Origin of the sequence: Paenibacillus sp. Soil766, from assembly GCF_001428105.1 — a bacterium.
Classification (GTDB): domain Bacteria; phylum Bacillota; class Bacilli; order Paenibacillales; family NBRC-103111; genus Paenibacillus_E.
On sequence record NZ_LMSJ01000009.1, the window covers coordinates 115,190 to 132,838 of the forward strand.

Sequence of the window (17,649 nt, forward strand, 5' to 3'; positions counted from 1 at the left end):
TAGGAAGCCCTTGTTCCACAGAGAGTTGGCACACGCTGAGAGCCAATGTTCAAGACTTCGTAGAAAATCCTCTCCGAGAAGGAAAGCTGAAGTAGGTGAGTAAGCTGACCCGGGTTCCAGCCGTTACTAAGGATGCGTATGATGGTACGTAGTTAGAGGTGTCGTAGGATTATGGTAATCATAATCCCTACGGAACTAGGGTGGTATCGCGAGATGAATCTCGTCCCTTATGGGACGAGATTTTTTGTGTTTTTCAATGAACCTTTTCGTCAAGGAACGAACGTTAAGTGGGATGAAATGAGAGGATGAGACCTATGAGAAAAGTGGATGTGAAAGAAAAGGCAAGGACGCGAGAACTCCGAGTTCTTGAACAGTGGAAACGTAATGATACTTTCCGTAAATCAATTGAAAACAGGGAGGGTCAACCCAACTTTGTTTTCTATGAAGGCCCCCCAACTGCGAACGGTGAACCGCATATCGGACATGTATTGGGACGTGTGATCAAAGATTTCATCGGTCGCTACAAAACTATGGCAGGCTACCGTGTCATACGCAAAGCGGGTTGGGATACACATGGACTTCCTGTCGAGCTTGGCGTAGAGAAAAAGCTTGGTATTTCTGGCAAACAAGAAATTGAATCCTATGGGGTTGCCAAGTTCGTGGAAGCGTGTAAGCGCAGCGTTTTCGAATATGAGAAGCAGTGGCGTGACATGACCGAAGCGATTGCTTACTGGACGGATATGGAGAACCCTTATGTCACACTAACTAATGATTATATCGAAAGTGTTTGGCACATTTTATCTACCATTCATACGAAAGGACTGTTGTACAAAGGGCATCGCGTAAGCCCGTACTGTCCTGATTGTCAAACAACACTCAGCTCACACGAAGTAGCTCAAGGCTATGAAGATGTGAAAGATTTGAGTGCTACTGTGAAATTCACAAATAAGAACGCAGATGAACATTTTCTTGCATGGACGACGACACCATGGACATTGCCTGCCAATGTTGCTTTAGCTGTAAATAAAAATGTGGACTATGTCAAAGTCAAACAACATGGTGAAGTTTACATTGTAGCAAGCAACCTTGTTGATAGGGTCATCAAAGGGGAGTATGAGCTCCTATCCATGCATAAAGGATCTGAATTTGTGGGAACACCTTATGTGGCACCTTTTGGTTATGTAGATGTGACGAAAGGTCATATCATCGTAGACGCTGACTATGTTAGCGACAGCAGTGGCACGGGGATCGTCCATATTGCGCCAGCTCATGGTGAAGATGATTATCGCACAGTACGCCAGCATGAATTGGATTTCGTGCATGTTGTTGATGCGAAAGGTCGTTACGTGGATCAGATTTCAGATTTTGCCGGTCGTTTTGTGAAGGATTGTGATATCGATATCGTAAAAAACTTATCTGAACGTGGTCTGTTGTTTAGCAAGGAACGTTATGAGCATAGTTATCCATTTTGCTGGCGCTGTAAATCACCGCTTCTCTATTACGCGACCGAGAGTTGGTTCATCCAAACAACAGTAATTAAAGATCAGCTAATCGCGAACAATAGCACAATCACTTGGTATCCTTCTCATCTGCAAGAAGGTCGGTTCGGGAAATTCTTAGAAGAACTCGTTGATTGGAATATCAGTAGAAATCGCTATTGGGGTACTCCGCTGAATGTTTGGATTTGCGAGGATTGCAATGAGGAATATGCACCTCACAGTCATAAGGATCTTCGTGATCGAGCGACCGATCCGATAGAGGGAAATCTTGAATTGCATAAGCCTTACGTGGATCAAGTGAAGCTGCGCTGCGCTTGCGGTGGTACCATGCATAGAACCTCAGAAGTCATTGACGTCTGGTTCGATAGCGGCTCCATGCCATTTGCCCAATACCATCAACCATTTGAACACAAGGAACAGTTTCAAGAGCAGTATCCCGCGGATATGATCTGCGAGGGGATTGATCAGACGCGCGGCTGGTTTTTCAGCTTGCTGGCGGTCTCAACCCTTTATAATGGGCAAATCCCTTATAAAGCCGTATTATCGACGGGGCATGTACTGGATGAGAATGGACAGAAAATGTCTAAGAGTAAGGGCAACGGGATTGATCCGTGGGAAATCATTAACGAATTTGGGACAGATGCGTTCCGATGGGCGTTGCTATCTGATAGTGCACCTTGGAGCAGCAAGAAATTCTCTAAGCAAATTGTCGCCGAGGCAAAATCTAAAGTTATTGATACGATCAACAACACACATGCTTTCTATGCGTTGTATGCACAAATAGATCAGTATGAACCAGAAGACTATCCGCAGATAACCTCCGTGAATGTGTTAGATCGATGGATTATGTCTAGGTTAAACAGCACCTTGCACCATGTAGTAAAAGGACTAGAAGTCAACGATTTCTTGAACCCCGCGAAGCAAATTGAAGCTTTCGTAGATGAACTTAGCAATTGGTATATCAGACGTTCGCGAGATCGGTTCTGGGGAAGTGAATGGACAGATGATAAAATTGCAGCTTATCAAACTTTACGTCATGTTTTGCTAACACTATCACAAATGATTGCTCCTTATACTCCGCTAATTGCGGATGATCTATATGCGAATTTGGGAGGCAAGGGGAGTGTACATCTGACCGATTATCCGAAATTGGATGAGACATTACACGATGTATCGTTAGAGAAAGAGATGGAATCCGTAAGGCAAATCGTGGAATTGGCCCGCAATATTCGAAATGAAACGGGAATTAAGACACGGATGCCGCTATCGGAGTTATTCGTTTCGTTTGATAGTGAGTGTAACATTGGAGGATTCGAAGATATCATCCAAGATGAGATCAATGTGAAATCGATCCAAATCGTGTCTAGTGATGTCAGCTTCGTTCGTTTCACGCTTAAGTTAAACTTGAAAGCAGCAGGTAAAAAGTTCGGCAAATTAGTGGGACCGGTGCAAGCTCTGTTAAAGCAGCTATCTGCGGTAGAGGCAAAAGCTGTGATTGACAATGGCTTCCTGGATACGAAGCTCGATGGGGAAAACCTGCATATCTTGCTCGAGGATTTACTTATTGAGAAACAAGCGAATGAAGGTTACTCCTCAGCATCGGGTTACCAAATGACGGTTGCCTTAAACACAATCATGACGGAAGAGTTAGAACAGGAAGGGTTAGTTAGAGAGGTCATTCGAGCTATTCAAGATTACCGCAAAAAGATAAGACTTCCGATCGAAAAACGCATCGATCTTGTTCTAGATGTTGATGTACAATTACTAGCTGCTTTAGAACGATTTGACCACATTTTACAAGAACATGTATTATTGAAAAGTGTTCGATATGCTGCGGAATCCAATATGGAAACCGTATCGTATGGGGAAGGCACGTTCCGTTTACTTATCATGGAATAGTAACATTTCCACTTCACCTACAATATGATGGGTCTAGACATATACTCAATTGAGGTGAGCGAATGGCAGTCGTAAAAGCTAGAAAGCAGGATATCGATATGTTGGCAAGGTTGCTTCGAGCTGAAGCTGAAACCGAAGGCGAAAACGGTATGCTTCTTGTTGGCAATGTTGGGATTAATCGAATAAGAGCGAATTGCTCTGATTTCAAAAATCTCCGAACAATTCCCCAAATGATCAATCAACCGCATGCATTTGAAGCGTTGCAGCACGGTTTGTACTATCAGAACGCAAGAGAAAGAGAGCGTCGCCTAGCACAAAGAGCTGTAAATGGAGAGCGGATTTGGCCAGCTAAATTTTCACTTTGGTATTTTCGGCCGGGAACGTTCGATAATCCTGGACCATGTCCGGATACCTGGTATAATCAGCCGAAAGCAGGCCGCTACAAGAAGCACTGTTTTTATGAGCCAACACCCAAAGAATGTCAAAATGTCTACAATACGTTTTAAGATTACAACAAAATCGTTCCATATGAAGAAAGAGCTGCCCATGGACAGCTCTTTACTTGTTTTACTTATTATTTAATTGATTTTGTTCCGCCAGATAACCTGGATTATCATAAGCACCACCAGGATCAATGTCGGTCACACCTTCCCAAATATTCGCCACATCAACCTGATCCGGATGTTCAAAAATAAGGAGCCCAGAAGGCAGTCTTCTTTCGCCATAACGGCTGGATGGATGCGTAACTAGATCGCTTCCGACGACCATTTCAGAGGAAGCACCTCCGTCTAAGAAACCGGCATTAACACAACCTTCTTTCAATAAAAGGTCTTGAACATCTTTTAAAGAAGCGCCAATACTTTTGGACTGACGTCCATCAATGACGATCATAATGATAACACCATCTGCGCGTTGCCCAATGGCTGTCCGCGGGTTAAGACCATCACCGACGATGGGGAGTGCTTTGCCATTCGCAATGATGCGCGGATAGAAAGAAACGGCGTCAGTTACATGCAAGGCTAATAGCTCATCAATCGAGTATTTTCCAATAATTAATTTACCTGTATGGTCAAACGCGACGACTTGTTGAGGTACAGTGCCATCTACGCTCGTATACAAAATCTTACCTCCAGACATAATAACCCCAATAGGAGCAAAGCCGTTGCCCAATCCTTGAGGGTCGTCGAAACCTCCACCATTTACACCTGCAAGTGCTCCTGTACGCTTCACCATTGAACTAATTGTTTCGCCTTGACCTACTTTACTTGGAACAACTACTCGAATTGCTCTAGGATCATATACAACCATTTTTTTGCCGACCCAGCCGCGTCCAGCGATATCTTCGACATCAATAATCTTCCCATCCTGTTTCTGTATCGTGATCGCATTCAAATCCTGCTTCTCAATCGAGTTATTTTCACTCATTTGCATGACATCATGAATCATTTCATCTCGCTTCTTCACACCTACAAAAATCCATGCCCACTCCCGATGCTGGGTAGCAATAAAAGTGTCCGCAAGGAACAGGCGGATTTTCGATCCTGGTGGGGTTAAGAACAGAAAGCTTACAGATAGAAATACAAATATCATACAAATGAATAAGGAACGTTTTAGCCAGCTCACGCTTTGCTCTTGTTTGTAATTAATTCCCGCTAGCTTCATGATAGTAAGTGCCTACTTTCTAGAAAATTTGTACACGGCGCATAGTTCTAAGTATACATAAGGAACCTCTAGCAAAGATGAACATAAGCTTAAAATCCACGATTTTCAGTGGTGTAAATAGAACCAATCCTGCAAATAAATAGGAGTTGACACACTACCTACTAAAAGGTAGAATAACGACATGACCAAAACCAACAACAACAAAAACACGTCAGAACTTATTCTAGACACTGCGCAAGCGATAGTTCAGCAGTATGGGTTTAACGGATTCAGTTATTCGCATATTGCGGAAAAAGTAGGCATACGAAATGCCAGTATTCATTACTACTTCCCGAATAAGGAGGATTTGGGAGAAGCTCTGATTAAACGTTATCTCAGAAATTTCCAACAATTTGTTGCTGGAATCGATGCCGAGATACCGAACAATCTAGAGAAGTTACGCAAATTCATCTTACTCTATAGTGGACCTGTTCAAGATTATTGCGCTTGTCTAAGTGTCATGCTATCGACTGACTTGGCTACATTATCAGGCAAAGTGCAGGTCGGGTTATCACAGTTTTTCACAGCCAATCTAGCTTGGTTGGAACGCGTGTTAGATGAGGGGCGGCGTGAAGGACAATTGAGTTTTGAAGGCGCCGCGGATGTTCAAGCTCACCAATTTCTGGCTGCGCTTCAAGGTGCACAATTATTGTCAAGAAGTTTTCATGATATAAGCAAGTATGAAAAGATAACAGAAGGCTTAATATCCGCTTTAGCTTGAAAAAGAAGGCGGATTATTTTTCGAGTCATACCTACCTTTTAGTAGGTAGAATATCAACTATAGAAGAGATGTAAATATGAGTTTTCAAAATAAGGTAGTCGTCATTACAGGTGCAAGTAGTGGTATTGGAAAGGCAGTTGCTAGACTTGCGAAACAAGGAGCATTCGTCGTCATTAGTGGCCGCCGTGAACATGCGCTGGAAGAGGTTGCAAGAGAAATCGATTCTACAGGTGCACGAGTGGCCTATGTTATTGGCGATATTTCAGATCCCCAAGTTGCTGAGCGTTTAATCCAGGAAGGACTTTCCCGTTTTGGGAGAATCGACACGACACCCTAGAGAATAATGCCGGTATCTTTATATCAAAACCGTTTACGGATTACACAGATGAGGATTTCAGCTCAGTGATGTCTAGTAATATGACAGGATTCTTCCATGTAACCCAGCGGGCACTGATCGAAATGATGAAGAATGGCTCAGGCCATATCGTTAACATTACAGCAAGTGGAGTCGCGGAACAGCCGCTCAAATCTGTACCAGCTGTACTTGCCGCGTTATCCAAAGGTGGCTTGAACACGGCAACGAAATCTCTAGCGATTGAGTATGCAGACAAAGGCATTCGGGTGAATGCAGTTGCGCCTGGGGTAATTAGAACGCCTATGCATGCGGTTGAGTCCTATGATTTCTTATCGAAAGTTCATCCTGTGGGTCGAATGGGTGAAGTGCAAGATATTGTTGACTCGATTGTGTATTTGGAGTCCGCAAACTTCGTAACCGGAGAAATTCTACATGTCGATGGTGGTCAAAACGCTGGTCAATGGTAAGCATATCATTTTTAGCAAGTACAACTTAAGTAAGGAGGTGAGAAACATGTTGTATGAACTGCGAATTTATCATGTTAATCCTGGCAAAATGCAGGCTCTTCATGAGAGATTCAGAGATCATGTGATCGATTTATTTTCGAAACATGGCATGAAGATTACGCATTATTGGGAAGCCATCCATGAATTAAATAACCGGCTCTATTATGTTGAGCATGACAATATGGAAAGTCGCAATCTAAATTACGAACGTTTCCGAAACGATCCAGAATGGATTGAAGTGAAACGGATTTCAGAAATGTATGGGCCTTTGCTTAACAATCAGGAAAGTATATTTATGAAAAACGCAGCCTTTTCGAGAACAAATAAAACAGGACAGTAAGCTGTCCACAACATAATAATATAATTAGAAATGGAGCAAACTTACTATGAAAACATTAGTCATCATCACTCATCCGAATATCGAGCAATCCACCTGGAATAAAGCTTGGCTTGAAGCCTTACAAGAACAAGGTGATGTCACAATTCATCAATTATATAAAGAGTATCCAGATGAAAACATTGATGTTGCCAAAGAACAGAAGCTAATTGAAGCACATGATCGGGTTATTTTCCAATATCCGCTCTATTGGTACAGTACGCCATCCTTACTTAAAAAGTGGTTTGTTACCGTTCTGCAATATGGCTGGGCTTATGGTCCAGATGGCAGTAAAACAGCAGGCAAACAAATCGGAGTAGCGATTTCAACATATGGCACGGATGCTTCTTATCAACCTACAGGTTCTAATCGTTATACACTTCAGGAAATATTACGCCCGATGGAAGCACTTGCCCAATTTATCAGCGCTTCCTATCTGCCTCATTTTGCATTAAACGATACTTCAACAGTTACCGATGAGCGGTTAGCACAAAGCGCGAAGGACTACATTCATCATCTGCAAACTGTAAAGCCTTCTCTTGTAAACCAATGAGTGTTGTCGCAAAGTAACTTTATTTTACCTTTTAGTAGATAGATACATGTTGTGGCTAACAATTTCAAGGAGGTCATTATCTATGCCAGTCGTTACGATTAAAGTAACCCGTGAGGGAAGCACGCCGGAACATCAGTCTGTTACGGCAGAAGAAAAGGCAGCGATTATTAAAGGTGTCAGCGAACTTCTTCTTAACGTGCTCAACAAGCCATTAGAATCAACTCATGTTATTATTGAGGAAGTCGAATTGGACAATTGGGGATGGGGCGGATTACCAGCACTTGAATACCGCAATCAGCGATCCTCTCACAAGTGATAGGAGGCAGAAGATCATTAATCTGAATACAGCACTTTGCCGCATATTTGAAATTCGTTATCCCCTCTTCCTAGCCGGTATGGCAGGAGGACCTGGAACCGTTAGCATGACAGCAGCTGTATCCAACGCAGGCGGGTTGGGGACCCTCGGAGCGGCCTATATGGAACCTGAAGCGATCCGTACAGCTATTCGAGACATTCGTAAGTTAACGAACGCTCCATTCGGCGTTAATTTATTCGTTACTCAGGCTCATGATGACAATGCGAGAACACCGGAAGTTCAACAGGAACTGAATGTGATGAGAGCTAAACTCGGCATTCCCCAGGTTGTGGCAGAAGAGGTGAAGACACCTGATCATTTTGAGCAACAATTCGCCGTTCTGTTAGAAGAACGAGTGCCGGTGATCTCTACGGCTTTCGGAGTACTTTCACCTCACATGACAGAGGCAGCTAAAGCGGCTGGGATTCGAATTGTGACGATGGTGACAACCGTCGATGAAGCCATTCTTGCTGAACAAGCCGGATGTGACGCGATAGTGGCTCAGGGAAGTGAAGCTGGAGGGCACCGCGGGACATTTGACATTACCAATCGACCTATGGGCGCAAACATAGGCACAATGGCGCTAGTGCCGCAAATCGTCGCGCATGTTCAAGTTCCCGTTATTGCAGCGGGAGGGATTATGGATGGTCGCGGACTGGTCGCCGCGTTGGTACTCGGGGCACAAGGGATTCAGATGGGGACGCGATTCTTGACTTCGATCGAATCGGGAGCTCATATCGCGTATCAACATAAACTGCTTGCTAGTACCGAGGAGAGTACAGTGATCACAAATGTATTTTCGGGGCGTCCTGCCAGAGGTATTGCGAACGAATTTATAAAAGTCTGGGATGGGAATGGGATACAACCACTTCCATTTCCGACTCAAAATACAGCGACAAGAGATATTCGTAATGCGGCGGCTAAACAAGATAATACCGATTATATGTCTTTGTGGTCAGGGCAAGGCTTGCGTTTGATTACAGCTGGCCAAAGTGCTGAGAGCATCGTGGAGGAAACCATCCAGCAGGCTCAAGCGATTCTCACCCAAATTAAAAACTCATAAGGTTGCAAACGTACCTTTACAGGAAATCTGCCCAAGTGGCAGGTTTCTTTTTTTTCACATGTCAGAATTTATCCAGGTAAATACGAGCGGACTCAATTAAGCAGGGATCCTCTTTGGGAGTTATTCCTGCTTATTTTTAACTGTTGACTGGCAACTGCAATAGTAATATATTTAATATTATTAGATGAAATAATATTAGGATATTTTATTCGCTAAATATACATCCTATCAGACAAGGAGATATTCCTATGAATATTCAAATACTAGGACCAGAACATCAGGGGAGAGAAGAATTCGACGGAGGCAAAATAATGGCTCAGAAACCATTAGGATTCTCGGGCCAAGGGGCAGTTACGGTTAGACTAGGTCCGTTATTCTATTGGGCATGGGGACATGCAGAAGCAGCAGGAGGGATTGGGTTTCATCCTCACCAAGGGTTCGAGATTCTATCTTATGGCATCACCGGTCAAGGCTTTCACCGAGACACGCTCGGAACGGAAAGCACACTGCAGCCTGGAGATATTCAACTCATGCAAGCAGGATCAGGAATGCATCATGCTGAGAGCGTCGAAGCGGGCTTTGAAAGCTTTCAAATTTGGCTTGAGCCTTACTTGAATGAAGCTGTACGGCGAGAGCCAACCTATTCACTATACAAGTCCGAGGAATTCCCTCAGACAGACCAGGATGGCGTTAAGGTGAAGACCATTCTGGGTGAAGGATCGCCTGTCCGTAAACTCTTTAGTGATGCACGTATGTTTGACATTGAAATTAATGCAGGTGCGTCCTACGTTCACCGGCTATTACCGAACCGCACACTTGCCGGACTTTCGATTAGAGGCAGCGGTGGTTCCTTTATCATACAGGGACAAGAGCCCGTCCATTTTGTGAATAAAGACTTTGCTATCGCTCAAACGGACCAAGAGGAGGATATCATCATTCGTGCGGATGGAGAGACACTTCGAATATTTCTAATTGAAGTTCCTATTCAAGTCGATTATCCTTTGTATAACAAAGCTAGATAAGGTGGTTGAAGAATGATTGAACGCGACGCTGAGGGTAAGGCACTTGATTTAAGGCTTACACGCGTACTAAAAAACATGGTAACTGTACTGTATGGAAGCTTAGAACGCGACATTGACAGCTATGGTCTCAGTAGGGAAACTTTTCAGATTCTTGAGTTTCTCTACAATAAAGGGCCGCACCCTATTCAGAAAATAAGTGATACCTTCGCAATCCCAAGTGGGAGTATCACGTATGTGGTTGATAAGTTGGAAAAGAAGGAGTTCGTGGTACGACTGCCGATTCCTGGAGATCGACGTAAAACGAATGTGGCCTTAACTGAAGCTGGACGTAACTACTTCGATACGATTTTCCCCACGCATGTGCAAACCATTTCCAACAATTTGTCTTATGTTACGGATGAGGAAAAGCTCCAACTTATTGAGTTGCTGAAGAAGATTGGGTACGGGATTAAGAATGCGCAACATGATCAGGCGGATAATGGTGAGTAACTTCTGACTCCTAAGCTTGCCTTGCTCAATGCATAAAGAATGGTTATGATAACAACATAAATGATGAGTAGGGGAGGTGTCATTATAACAACATCCATCATGAACGCAGAAGTAGTCATGCATGAACTTGAAGCTCTCGGCAAGGAACGAATGAAGAAAATGTATGTGTCGAATGGTGCTCACGAGCCGGTATTTGGCGTAGCAACAGGTGCGATGAAACCGTTAGTAAAGCAAATCAAAATCAACCAACCGTTAGCGGAAGAACTTTACGCAACAGGGAACTACGATGCGATGTACTTTGCCGGCATCATTGCAGATCCCAAAGCAATGACGGCAGCAGATTATGATCGTTGGATCGATGCAGCATATTTCTATATGCTGTCTGACTATGTCGTTGCTGTAACGTTGTCGGAGTCAGGCATTGCGCAGGAAGTTGCGGATACTTGGATCGCCAGTGGTGAGGAATTGAGAATGTCAGCGGGGTGGAGTTGCTACTGTTGGCTATTGGGGAATCGCAAAGACGCTGAATTTGACGAAAGTAAGATATCTAATATGCTCGAATTGGTAGTAACTACGATTCATGCTGCACCCGAACGAGCTAAATATGCGATGAATAATTTTATCTACACTGTAGGGGTATCGTATACGCCGCTGCATGAAAAGGCGATTGAAATTGCCAAAGCTGTAGGTCCCGTTGAAGTCAAACAGGACAAGACGAAAAGTAAATTTCTAAGCGCTTTGGATAACATCCAAAAAGACGTAGAAAAAGGCCGGATTGGATTCAAACGCAAGCATGTAAGGTGTTAATCCTATAGCACAATTGTATAATTCGTAGAAATAAGTCCGTGTATATCACGGGCTTATTTTATTTTTTGAACAGAATAACCATTTCATCGTCTAATATAAAAGGAAGATTTACCAATCCCAAGGGTGTTAGATGTGCCCACTGACGATCGTATAGGAGAGTGACATTCGTAATGGACGACAACTATTGGAATCACAATACGGCATTTCACGATGAGTTAGTTGCAGACGCTAAGCTACGCGGAGGACGCGTACTTGACATTGGGTGTGGTGACGGATTACTACTTCAACGACTCGCGCCATTCGCATCACAAGTGATTGGGATCGACCCCGATCCTACAGCCCTTGAGCTTGCACAAAGGCGACTTGCTGCGATTTCGAATGTGGCGCTTATGAACGGCGATTTCCTTACTTACCCAGTCCCAATCCATGAGGAACGATTTGCAACGGTAATCTCTGTCGCGACTTTGCATCATATGGATTTGAGAAGCGCACTGCTTCACATGCACCAAGTTCTCGCACCCGGCGGTCGACTTCTCATCATAGGCTTAGCCGATGACAAGTCACTAATGGATTTGCTATTCTCTGGACTACTGCTGCTTCCTATCCGTATCCTGGATCGACTTCACGGTGGGGTAAGCAACCCTAAAGTTCGAATTGCTGCACCAAAAGAAACCATCAGGGAGATTCGCCACATGGCACAGGAGATACTTCCAGGGGCAAAGGTTCGACGACGTTTCTACTACCGATATAGTCTTTCATGGGACAAACCATTGGAGTAAAACGTCGAGTGGATTTGATTCTCCAGTTAACGGAACTGTAAGCAATTACAACATACTTTTCTTTCGAATACTGCCAATCATCCATAATAGTAATGGAATCCCAATAAGATTAATGGGAAATATCACAGCTAGCCAAAACTTCGCATAATTCATGGAATCGTTCGTGTTACGTGGCAGCAGGGAAATTACAAACACAATAGGCGCTATCCACCAAATGGCATGCTGCCATTTTTTCATATCAAATAATTGCGCGGCACCATAACTGGTTATGAATACATAGAGAGATAGTTTAATGAAAATTCCTATGATCCATAATAAAACAGCCAAAACATCAACATTCTGGATAAAATCCATGACTGAAATATAGGACATAGCAGAATAGAGGGGGTAAATAAATTTAGCCGGTAATTGTGGACCAAAGACTAGAATCACAACCAAGACCATGGCAAGAACGGCGATGGAAGCAGCCGCTACACCCAATAAGGATGAGATCATTGCACGTTTTGGCTTAGACATGAAAGCTATTAACATTACTACCATAAAGGATTCTCCAAGGAACGAGGCAGGCGTAAAGCTTGCTTTCACGATGGGAATAATTCCTGAGTTTGCATACACCGGCAGTATGTTATACCAGTCCCAGTCCTTAAAGCTAAATAGAAGGATGAGTATACAGCCAAATGCACTAATAGGACCGATGATTTCACCACAACGACCAATACTTCTAAGACCACCGCTATAGGTCACATATACGATAGCACCTAGCATGATGAGAATAACAATCCAAAGGGGGGTTGAGCTAAATAAAGCAAGGTAGACAAAATCCGCAAATTCTCTAAGCATGATTCCGGTAACAGATAGCCACATCACAAAGTAAGAAAGCAGTATGATTTTGCCTAACCACTTTCCAAGTATCGTTTGTGTGTATTGAATAAAGGTTTGCTCGGGGTAAAGGAGACTTAATTTGACAGCAACGAATGTTGTAAACAAGCAAATTAAAGTTGCGAAGATCATTGAAATCCAAGCATCTTGTTTGGCAAGAAATACAGGGGTCGAGATCGTGAAAAGTGCAGTCATCCCAAATTCCATTGAGAATATCAGCCAAAATAGTTGATATCCGGAGATTTTCATTTCTTAATCTCACTTTCTTTTAATTGAAGTGAAGGACCAACTAAACCAATATATTTTAGCGTGATATGAACATTTACATTTACTTCTATGTCTGGAAAAATAGTATCCCATTGTCCTTTTAATTGATTCCAAACGCGGGGATGCTGACGATTCAAAGTTTGATTAAAACCAAATACGTCTGTACCAAATTGTTTTTGAACTTTAGTGATCATATCTCGGACATGCTCACTAGTTTTCATATTGATTACATGCTGAACAAGCATCAGATTGTGCTGCTCGCTAAGATCCCAATTCGTCGTGTTCTCGCCAACATGTCCAATGCCAGTCAGCATGATATCCATCTTCACCTTGTTATTTGGCAATATACTGCTCTTAATTTTACTTCCAAACTTGGTAATGATGATCCCTACTTCCCCATTCGCTTCGGGGATAGCTTCTACTGTGTCAAAGTAAGAAATTCGTCTGCGTATCCACTGCCGATAAGCGCCTTCGACAAAATTCAAATAACCAACTAGTTTATAATCGTGGCCAAAAATAGCACGTCCATAAAAGCGAATCGTTTTTTGTGGTGAAGTTCCCTGAACGATGTCTACCACAGGCAAAGTGGGGTAGCTACCTTCGGTACTTGCCGCTGTCATAAAATCAAGATAGGAGGTACCGGTAGTACCACCAACCGCTTTATGTATTTTGACAGAGGCGACGGATGGAATTTTCTCAAGCGGATAGGGCACTTGCAAAGCTTCCAAGCCTGTACTTCCTTTGACTACCCAAATGTCTAATCGAATGCGATTGCCTGGATCGCGAGAAAACGCATCCAACATGTCTTTGATCCCATTTTTCGCTAGATCCTCTCCGATATAATAATTGTGTCGATGCCCTCGAGTAATGATGCGAGAAAGCTTCTGCCTTGTTTTCTGAATAGATTCAATCGTGCTTTTACCACTACCAGACTCAATAAAGTAAGGTTTATCACCACCGCTTCCTCCTATGGAACCCGAACCTATTCTGGATGGAACTATGAATTGACCTGCAGTTAAATACGTGCCGTCTTTATTAAGATCAGCCGATGCAGCGAGATCGAACGCTCTGTCTGAAAGCTCATTGCGGTCCCAACACCCTGTAATGAGAGGGATACAGAACAGCCAAATAAAGCGACTTGACAGGCGAACTTTCATTTCACTTCATCTCCTTGGTTCCCTTTTCTTCGTTGCCCCTTGCGAAATCGCAATTTAGTTGTAGTTGAATCGGACATTGGCAAGGTATTCATACGCCATCTCGGTGCACGGATTAATACATCCTTTAATTCACTTTTCGTTAGTGGAGCTACCGGACTTAAATAAGGGATGCCGAATGACGCCAGATTCGTAAGGTGTATAAGCAGGAAGACAGACGCCATGGTAACGCCGTATAAGCCAAGGACCCCTGAAGAAATGAGCATAGGAAAGCGAAGTATTCTGAAAGGCATTCCCATACTGTATCTTGGGGTAATAAGCGATGCAATCCCAGTCAGCGAAACTACAATGACCATCGGAGCTGAAACAATCCCTGCCTGTACGGCTGCTTGTCCAATAACTAAAGCACCAACGATACTAACTGCTGAACCCACCGGCCTCGGCATTCGAATACCAGCTTCGCGTAAACCTTCAAATAGAAATTCCATGAGCAACGCCTCTATTACAGCTGGAAATGGGACACCTTCACGAGCAGATGTGATACTGAGTAGAAAATTAGTGGGTAACAATTGAGGATGGAACGTAGTGATAGCTACATAAATAGAAGGTAAGAACATGGAAGTTATTATCAAAAACATACGTAACAAACGGATGAGAGTAGCGTATATGAATCGCTCATAATAATCATCAGCGGACTGAAATGCGTTCCATAAGGTACAAGGGACAATAAGTACAAAAGGGGTACCATCAATGAAAATCGCAACTTTTCTTTCTGCTAGACATGCGGCGACAATATCTGGGCGTTCGGTGTTCTGCACTTGAGGGAATAAGGTGAAAGGGTGGTCTTCAATAAACTCCTCAATAAAATTCCCGCCAAGCACGGTATCGATTTCAATTTGAGCGATTCGTTTACGAACTTCTTCAATAATTGATTCCAGTGCGATACCTTCTATGTAAGCAATAACAATTGTGGTTTTGGAAAGGTTACCAACGGTCATGGACTCCATTTTTAGCTTGGTGCTATGAATTTTTCTACGAAGAAGGGTCGTATTCACAGAAATGGTTTCTGTAAAGCCTTCTCTAGGCCCACGAAGGGTCGTTTCCCCCATGGGCTCTTCAATAGCCCGTTTCTCAAAACCTGCCAGCTCTGCAATAACAGCTTTATCTATTCCTTCTGACAGGATGACTACGCTTGCTGATAAAATACCTTGAACAATATCGTCCATTGTGTCCGTTGTCTTTGTTTTGGCGATGGAAACCAGCTGTTGTTCAAGAATCCAATCTACTGGGTTCAATGCCTCTAATTCTGATGGTGGACTCTCTAGCATCCAAGGTTTTAACAAGTTACTATCTAACGATTTGGTATCCACCAAACCATCCATATAAACGATTAATACATAGACTTTCCCGAATAATTGGATATGTCGAAACACAATATCATAGCAATTGGTAAATATAGCTCGGATGTTGTGTTCATTCGTCTCTAGAGACTTACTAATTGCTTCTTTAAGGGCATGTTCAGGAGATGTATGGGTATAATTAGAGTTTTGTACAGTAGATATGGATGCCATCTCCTTAAGAACGTTTGCATCACCATGAGCAGGGGATTATTCACGCTATTATCCGTATCTTCCCTCAAACGATATCGAATTATGCATATTATGGAAAAGATGCATAATGTTCAGCATCTCGATGATCGAGCCCGGCCATGCTGACATTTTGTACCCCCTTTGAATCAAATTGGGTAATAGAGATGCATAATGCGAACTGTGTAACACCATATTCATGCTGAATTCTAATCGTGCCTAGGTTCATAGGAGGTGGTGTTATTTCGTCTAAGCAGGAAAACACTTTGTGCTTATCGAACAGAATGGATAATAATGGAGTTGCTGCTTTCTGAAGCAGCTTCTTTTCTTGGAAGGGGAGCATTTCTATGAAAATAAGAGTTATTGGTAGATGGGGCGCGTATCCAAAGCGAGGAGAAGCAACTGCAGGCTTTCTTGTAGAAGTTGGCAATCATAAAATCTTGCTCGATTGTGGCAGTGGAGTATTGTCCGTCTTACAAAATGTGATTGAACTTCGTGAATTAACGGCTGTATTTGTTTCGCACAATCACTTCGATCACATGGCGGACTTAGGTTCTCTTCAGTATGCTTGTTTAATTGATATGGATTTAAAACAACGCGAGCTGCCATTGCAGCTGCTAATTGCTAAGGAATCTAAAGACGATTGGACGATTCCTCTTATGAAAGGAACAACTGAACACGAAGTTAACCACAATACTGTCATTTCACTCGAGGATGGCTTAACGTTGACTTTCTTTCGAACTGACCATGATGTATATTGCTTAGGCGTGAAGGTTTCGTATGAGGGGAAGAATTTGGTGTATACGGCGGATACACGCTACGATGAAACACTGATACCATATCTGAAAGATGCAGATCTGCTTATTACAGAAGCATCCTTCTATGCTAACTTCGATGCAGCACAGTATGGTCATATGAATTCCTCAGAAGCAGGGAAGCTAGCATCGAAAGCAGGTGTAAAGAAATTACTTGTAACACACTTGCCTCACTTTGGAGATATTCAGTTATTGAGAGAAGAAGCAGCACTCATGTTTAGTGGTGAGGTCGTTTTAGCTGAATTCGGCTTACAAGTCGTCTTATAAATGAAGGAGGAAAACCATGTTAAATATGAATCAAATTTATCTCATTACAGACATACCTGGTTATACGCCACAGATTAGTCGTTTAGTTTCGATGATGAACTATGTAAGACATACAACGTTGGAATCTATAAAAAATCTTACCGTACATGAATTGGATTTTCTATCAGATGAGGAAAGTAATTCAATTGGTGCTTTGTTAATGCATTTCGCGGCGGTCGAATACGCATATCAATTAGAAACCTTTGAAAAAAGAGATTTGAATGATGAAGAAATGGCCATCTGGGGACCCGCTTTGAATCTAGGTTCAGAAGGGCGAGAAATGATTAAAGGAAATGACCTGGCCTATTATGTACATAAGCTAAATGAAATCAGGAATCGTACGTTTGAATTATTTAAAACGGTTGATGATGATTGGTTATACCAAGAAGAAGAGTTCTGGTATAAGAAACAAGCGAATCATTATTTTATGTGGTTTCATGTGTTTGAAGATGAAATCAATCATAGAGGTCAGATCAATTTGATCAAGAAAAGAGTAATCCGCTAGTGATAGATGAGC

19 protein-coding genes and 1 other annotated feature (1 of these 20 running past the window's edge) are annotated in these 17,649 nt (G+C 42.8%); of the genes, 15 read left to right on the forward strand and 4 right to left on the reverse strand.

Annotation, left to right across the window (positions count from 1 at the left end):
* Nucleotides 1–231 (forward strand) — a binding site (T-box leader) (it extends 25 nt beyond the left edge of the window).
* An 83-nt stretch (nt 232–314) separates the two neighbouring features.
* Nucleotides 315–3,398 (forward strand): isoleucine--tRNA ligase, encoded by a 3,084-nt coding sequence (gene ileS, locus ASG89_RS08080; protein WP_057310085.1) that lies wholly within the window; start codon nt 315–317, stop codon nt 3,396–3,398.
* Nucleotides 3,399–3,460: 62 nt separating this feature from the next.
* Nucleotides 3,461–3,904, forward strand: a complete 444-nt coding sequence (locus ASG89_RS08085) for a cell wall hydrolase (RefSeq protein ID WP_057310086.1) — start codon at nt 3,461–3,463, stop codon at nt 3,902–3,904.
* 61 nt (nt 3,905–3,965) lie between these two features.
* Here the strand turns inward: ASG89_RS08085 and ASG89_RS08090 are convergent, their stop codons facing one another.
* Nucleotides 3,966–5,060 (reverse strand): phosphodiester glycosidase family protein, encoded by a 1,095-nt coding sequence (locus ASG89_RS08090; RefSeq protein ID WP_057310087.1) that lies wholly within the window; start codon nt 5,058–5,060, stop codon nt 3,966–3,968.
* 181 nt (nt 5,061–5,241) lie between these two features.
* On the opposite strand from ASG89_RS08090, the gene ASG89_RS08095 reads away from it, so the two are divergent.
* The 11 genes from ASG89_RS08095 to ASG89_RS08140 all read left to right on the forward strand — a co-directional run bounded on the left by ASG89_RS08095 (nt 5,242) and on the right by ASG89_RS08140 (nt 12,125).
* Complete coding sequence (locus ASG89_RS08095) at nt 5,242–5,820, forward strand: TetR/AcrR family transcriptional regulator (protein WP_057310088.1); 579 nt, start codon at nt 5,242–5,244, stop codon at nt 5,818–5,820.
* 76 nt (nt 5,821–5,896) lie between these two features.
* Nucleotides 5,897–6,157, forward strand: a complete 261-nt coding sequence (locus tag ASG89_RS38180) for an SDR family NAD(P)-dependent oxidoreductase (protein WP_268795597.1) — start codon at nt 5,897–5,899, stop codon at nt 6,155–6,157.
* Nucleotides 6,158–6,177: 20 nt separating this feature from the next.
* Nucleotides 6,178–6,642 carry an SDR family NAD(P)-dependent oxidoreductase gene (locus tag ASG89_RS38185; RefSeq protein WP_268795598.1) on the forward strand — a complete coding sequence of 155 codons (465 nt, stop codon included), beginning with the start codon at nt 6,178–6,180 and terminating at the stop codon, nt 6,640–6,642.
* A 46-nt stretch (nt 6,643–6,688) separates the two neighbouring features.
* Nucleotides 6,689–7,021 (forward strand): NIPSNAP family protein, encoded by a 333-nt coding sequence (locus tag ASG89_RS08105; RefSeq protein WP_057310089.1) that lies wholly within the window; start codon nt 6,689–6,691, stop codon nt 7,019–7,021.
* A 46-nt stretch (nt 7,022–7,067) separates the two neighbouring features.
* Nucleotides 7,068–7,610, forward strand: coding sequence for an NAD(P)H-dependent oxidoreductase (locus ASG89_RS08110; protein ID WP_057310090.1), 543 nt, complete (start codon nt 7,068–7,070; stop codon nt 7,608–7,610).
* 82 nt (nt 7,611–7,692) lie between these two features.
* Nucleotides 7,693–7,926: a tautomerase family protein gene (locus tag ASG89_RS08115; protein ID WP_057310091.1), complete on the forward strand. Its 234-nt coding sequence runs from the start codon at nt 7,693–7,695 to the stop codon at nt 7,924–7,926.
* Nucleotides 7,892–9,028, forward strand: coding sequence for an NAD(P)H-dependent flavin oxidoreductase (locus ASG89_RS08120; RefSeq protein ID WP_235549661.1), 1,137 nt, complete (start codon nt 7,892–7,894; stop codon nt 9,026–9,028). Before ASG89_RS08115 ends, ASG89_RS08120 begins: the two co-directional genes overlap by 35 nt.
* Nucleotides 9,029–9,276: 248 nt before the next feature.
* A complete protein-coding gene (locus ASG89_RS08125) occupies nt 9,277–10,050 on the forward strand; it encodes a pirin family protein (RefSeq protein WP_057310092.1) in 774 nt (257 codons plus the stop codon).
* Between the two features lie 12 nt (nt 10,051–10,062).
* Nucleotides 10,063–10,539 carry a MarR family winged helix-turn-helix transcriptional regulator gene (locus ASG89_RS08130; RefSeq protein WP_057310093.1) on the forward strand — a complete coding sequence of 159 codons (477 nt, stop codon included), beginning with the start codon at nt 10,063–10,065 and terminating at the stop codon, nt 10,537–10,539.
* A 99-nt stretch (nt 10,540–10,638) separates the two neighbouring features.
* Nucleotides 10,639–11,346, forward strand: a complete 708-nt coding sequence (locus ASG89_RS08135) for a DNA alkylation repair protein (RefSeq protein ID WP_057310094.1) — start codon at nt 10,639–10,641, stop codon at nt 11,344–11,346.
* A 170-nt stretch (nt 11,347–11,516) separates the two neighbouring features.
* On the forward strand, nt 11,517–12,125 hold the full coding sequence (locus ASG89_RS08140) for a class I SAM-dependent methyltransferase (protein ID WP_057310095.1): 609 nt from the start codon (nt 11,517–11,519) through the stop codon (nt 12,123–12,125).
* 45 nt (nt 12,126–12,170) lie between these two features.
* On the opposite strand, the gene ASG89_RS08145 is transcribed toward ASG89_RS08140, so the two are convergent.
* From ASG89_RS08145 to ASG89_RS08155, 3 genes are read right to left on the reverse strand one after another with little or no spacing between them, the layout of a single operon-like run.
* Entirely contained in the window at nt 12,171–13,253 is a 1,083-nt protein-coding gene (locus tag ASG89_RS08145) for a GerAB/ArcD/ProY family transporter (RefSeq protein ID WP_057310096.1), read from the reverse strand.
* Nucleotides 13,250–14,428 carry a Ger(x)C family spore germination protein gene (locus ASG89_RS08150; RefSeq protein ID WP_057310097.1) on the reverse strand — a complete coding sequence of 393 codons (1,179 nt, stop codon included), beginning with the start codon at nt 14,426–14,428 and terminating at the stop codon, nt 13,250–13,252. Before ASG89_RS08150 ends, ASG89_RS08145 begins: the two co-directional genes overlap by 4 nt.
* Nucleotides 14,425–15,996, reverse strand: coding sequence for a spore germination protein (locus ASG89_RS08155; protein WP_057310098.1), 1,572 nt, complete (start codon nt 15,994–15,996; stop codon nt 14,425–14,427). Before ASG89_RS08155 ends, ASG89_RS08150 begins: the two co-directional genes overlap by 4 nt.
* A 362-nt stretch (nt 15,997–16,358) precedes the next feature.
* Between ASG89_RS08155 and ASG89_RS08160 the strand changes: the two genes are divergently transcribed.
* Together ASG89_RS08160 and ASG89_RS08165 are read left to right on the forward strand one after the other, a co-directional pair.
* Entirely contained in the window at nt 16,359–17,093 is a 735-nt protein-coding gene (locus ASG89_RS08160; protein WP_057310099.1) for an MBL fold metallo-hydrolase, read from the forward strand.
* A 16-nt stretch (nt 17,094–17,109) separates the two neighbouring features.
* Nucleotides 17,110–17,637, forward strand: coding sequence for a DinB family protein (locus ASG89_RS08165; RefSeq protein WP_414813252.1), 528 nt, complete (start codon nt 17,110–17,112; stop codon nt 17,635–17,637).
* Nucleotides 17,638–17,649 lie beyond the last annotated feature (12 nt).

Bases quoted from the DNA above. Each gene is read 5' to 3' on its own strand.
- ASG89_RS08110 (WP_057310090.1), top strand. From the start codon at position 7,068: ATGAAAACATTAGTCATCATCACTCATCCGAATATCGAGCAATCCACC.
- ASG89_RS08125 (WP_057310092.1), top strand. From the start codon at position 9,277: ATGAATATTCAAATACTAGGACCAGAACATCAGGGGAGAGAAGAATTC.
- ASG89_RS08135 (WP_057310094.1), top strand. From the start codon at position 10,639: ATGAACGCAGAAGTAGTCATGCATGAACTTGAAGCTCTCGGCAAGGAA.
- ASG89_RS08165 (WP_414813252.1), top strand. From the start codon at position 17,110: ATGTTAAATATGAATCAAATTTATCTCATTACAGACATACCTGGTTAT.
- ileS (WP_057310085.1), top strand. From the start codon at position 315: ATGAGAAAAGTGGATGTGAAAGAAAAGGCAAGGACGCGAGAACTCCGA.
- ASG89_RS08155 (WP_057310098.1), bottom strand. From the start codon at position 15,996: ATGGCATCCATATCTACTGTACAAAACTCTAATTATACCCATACATCT.
- ASG89_RS08085 (WP_057310086.1), top strand. From the start codon at position 3,461: ATGGCAGTCGTAAAAGCTAGAAAGCAGGATATCGATATGTTGGCAAGG.
- ASG89_RS08105 (WP_057310089.1), top strand. From the start codon at position 6,689: ATGTTGTATGAACTGCGAATTTATCATGTTAATCCTGGCAAAATGCAG.
- ASG89_RS38180 (WP_268795597.1), top strand. From the start codon at position 5,897: ATGAGTTTTCAAAATAAGGTAGTCGTCATTACAGGTGCAAGTAGTGGT.
- ASG89_RS08140 (WP_057310095.1), top strand. From the start codon at position 11,517: ATGGACGACAACTATTGGAATCACAATACGGCATTTCACGATGAGTTA.
- ASG89_RS08090 (WP_057310087.1), bottom strand. From the start codon at position 5,060: ATGAAGCTAGCGGGAATTAATTACAAACAAGAGCAAAGCGTGAGCTGG.
- ASG89_RS08095 (WP_057310088.1), top strand. From the start codon at position 5,242: ATGACCAAAACCAACAACAACAAAAACACGTCAGAACTTATTCTAGAC.
- ASG89_RS08130 (WP_057310093.1), top strand. From the start codon at position 10,063: ATGATTGAACGCGACGCTGAGGGTAAGGCACTTGATTTAAGGCTTACA.
- ASG89_RS08160 (WP_057310099.1), top strand. From the start codon at position 16,359: ATGAAAATAAGAGTTATTGGTAGATGGGGCGCGTATCCAAAGCGAGGA.
- ASG89_RS08145 (WP_057310096.1), bottom strand. From the start codon at position 13,253: ATGAAAATCTCCGGATATCAACTATTTTGGCTGATATTCTCAATGGAA.
- ASG89_RS08115 (WP_057310091.1), top strand. From the start codon at position 7,693: ATGCCAGTCGTTACGATTAAAGTAACCCGTGAGGGAAGCACGCCGGAA.
- ASG89_RS08150 (WP_057310097.1), bottom strand. From the start codon at position 14,428: ATGAAAGTTCGCCTGTCAAGTCGCTTTATTTGGCTGTTCTGTATCCCT.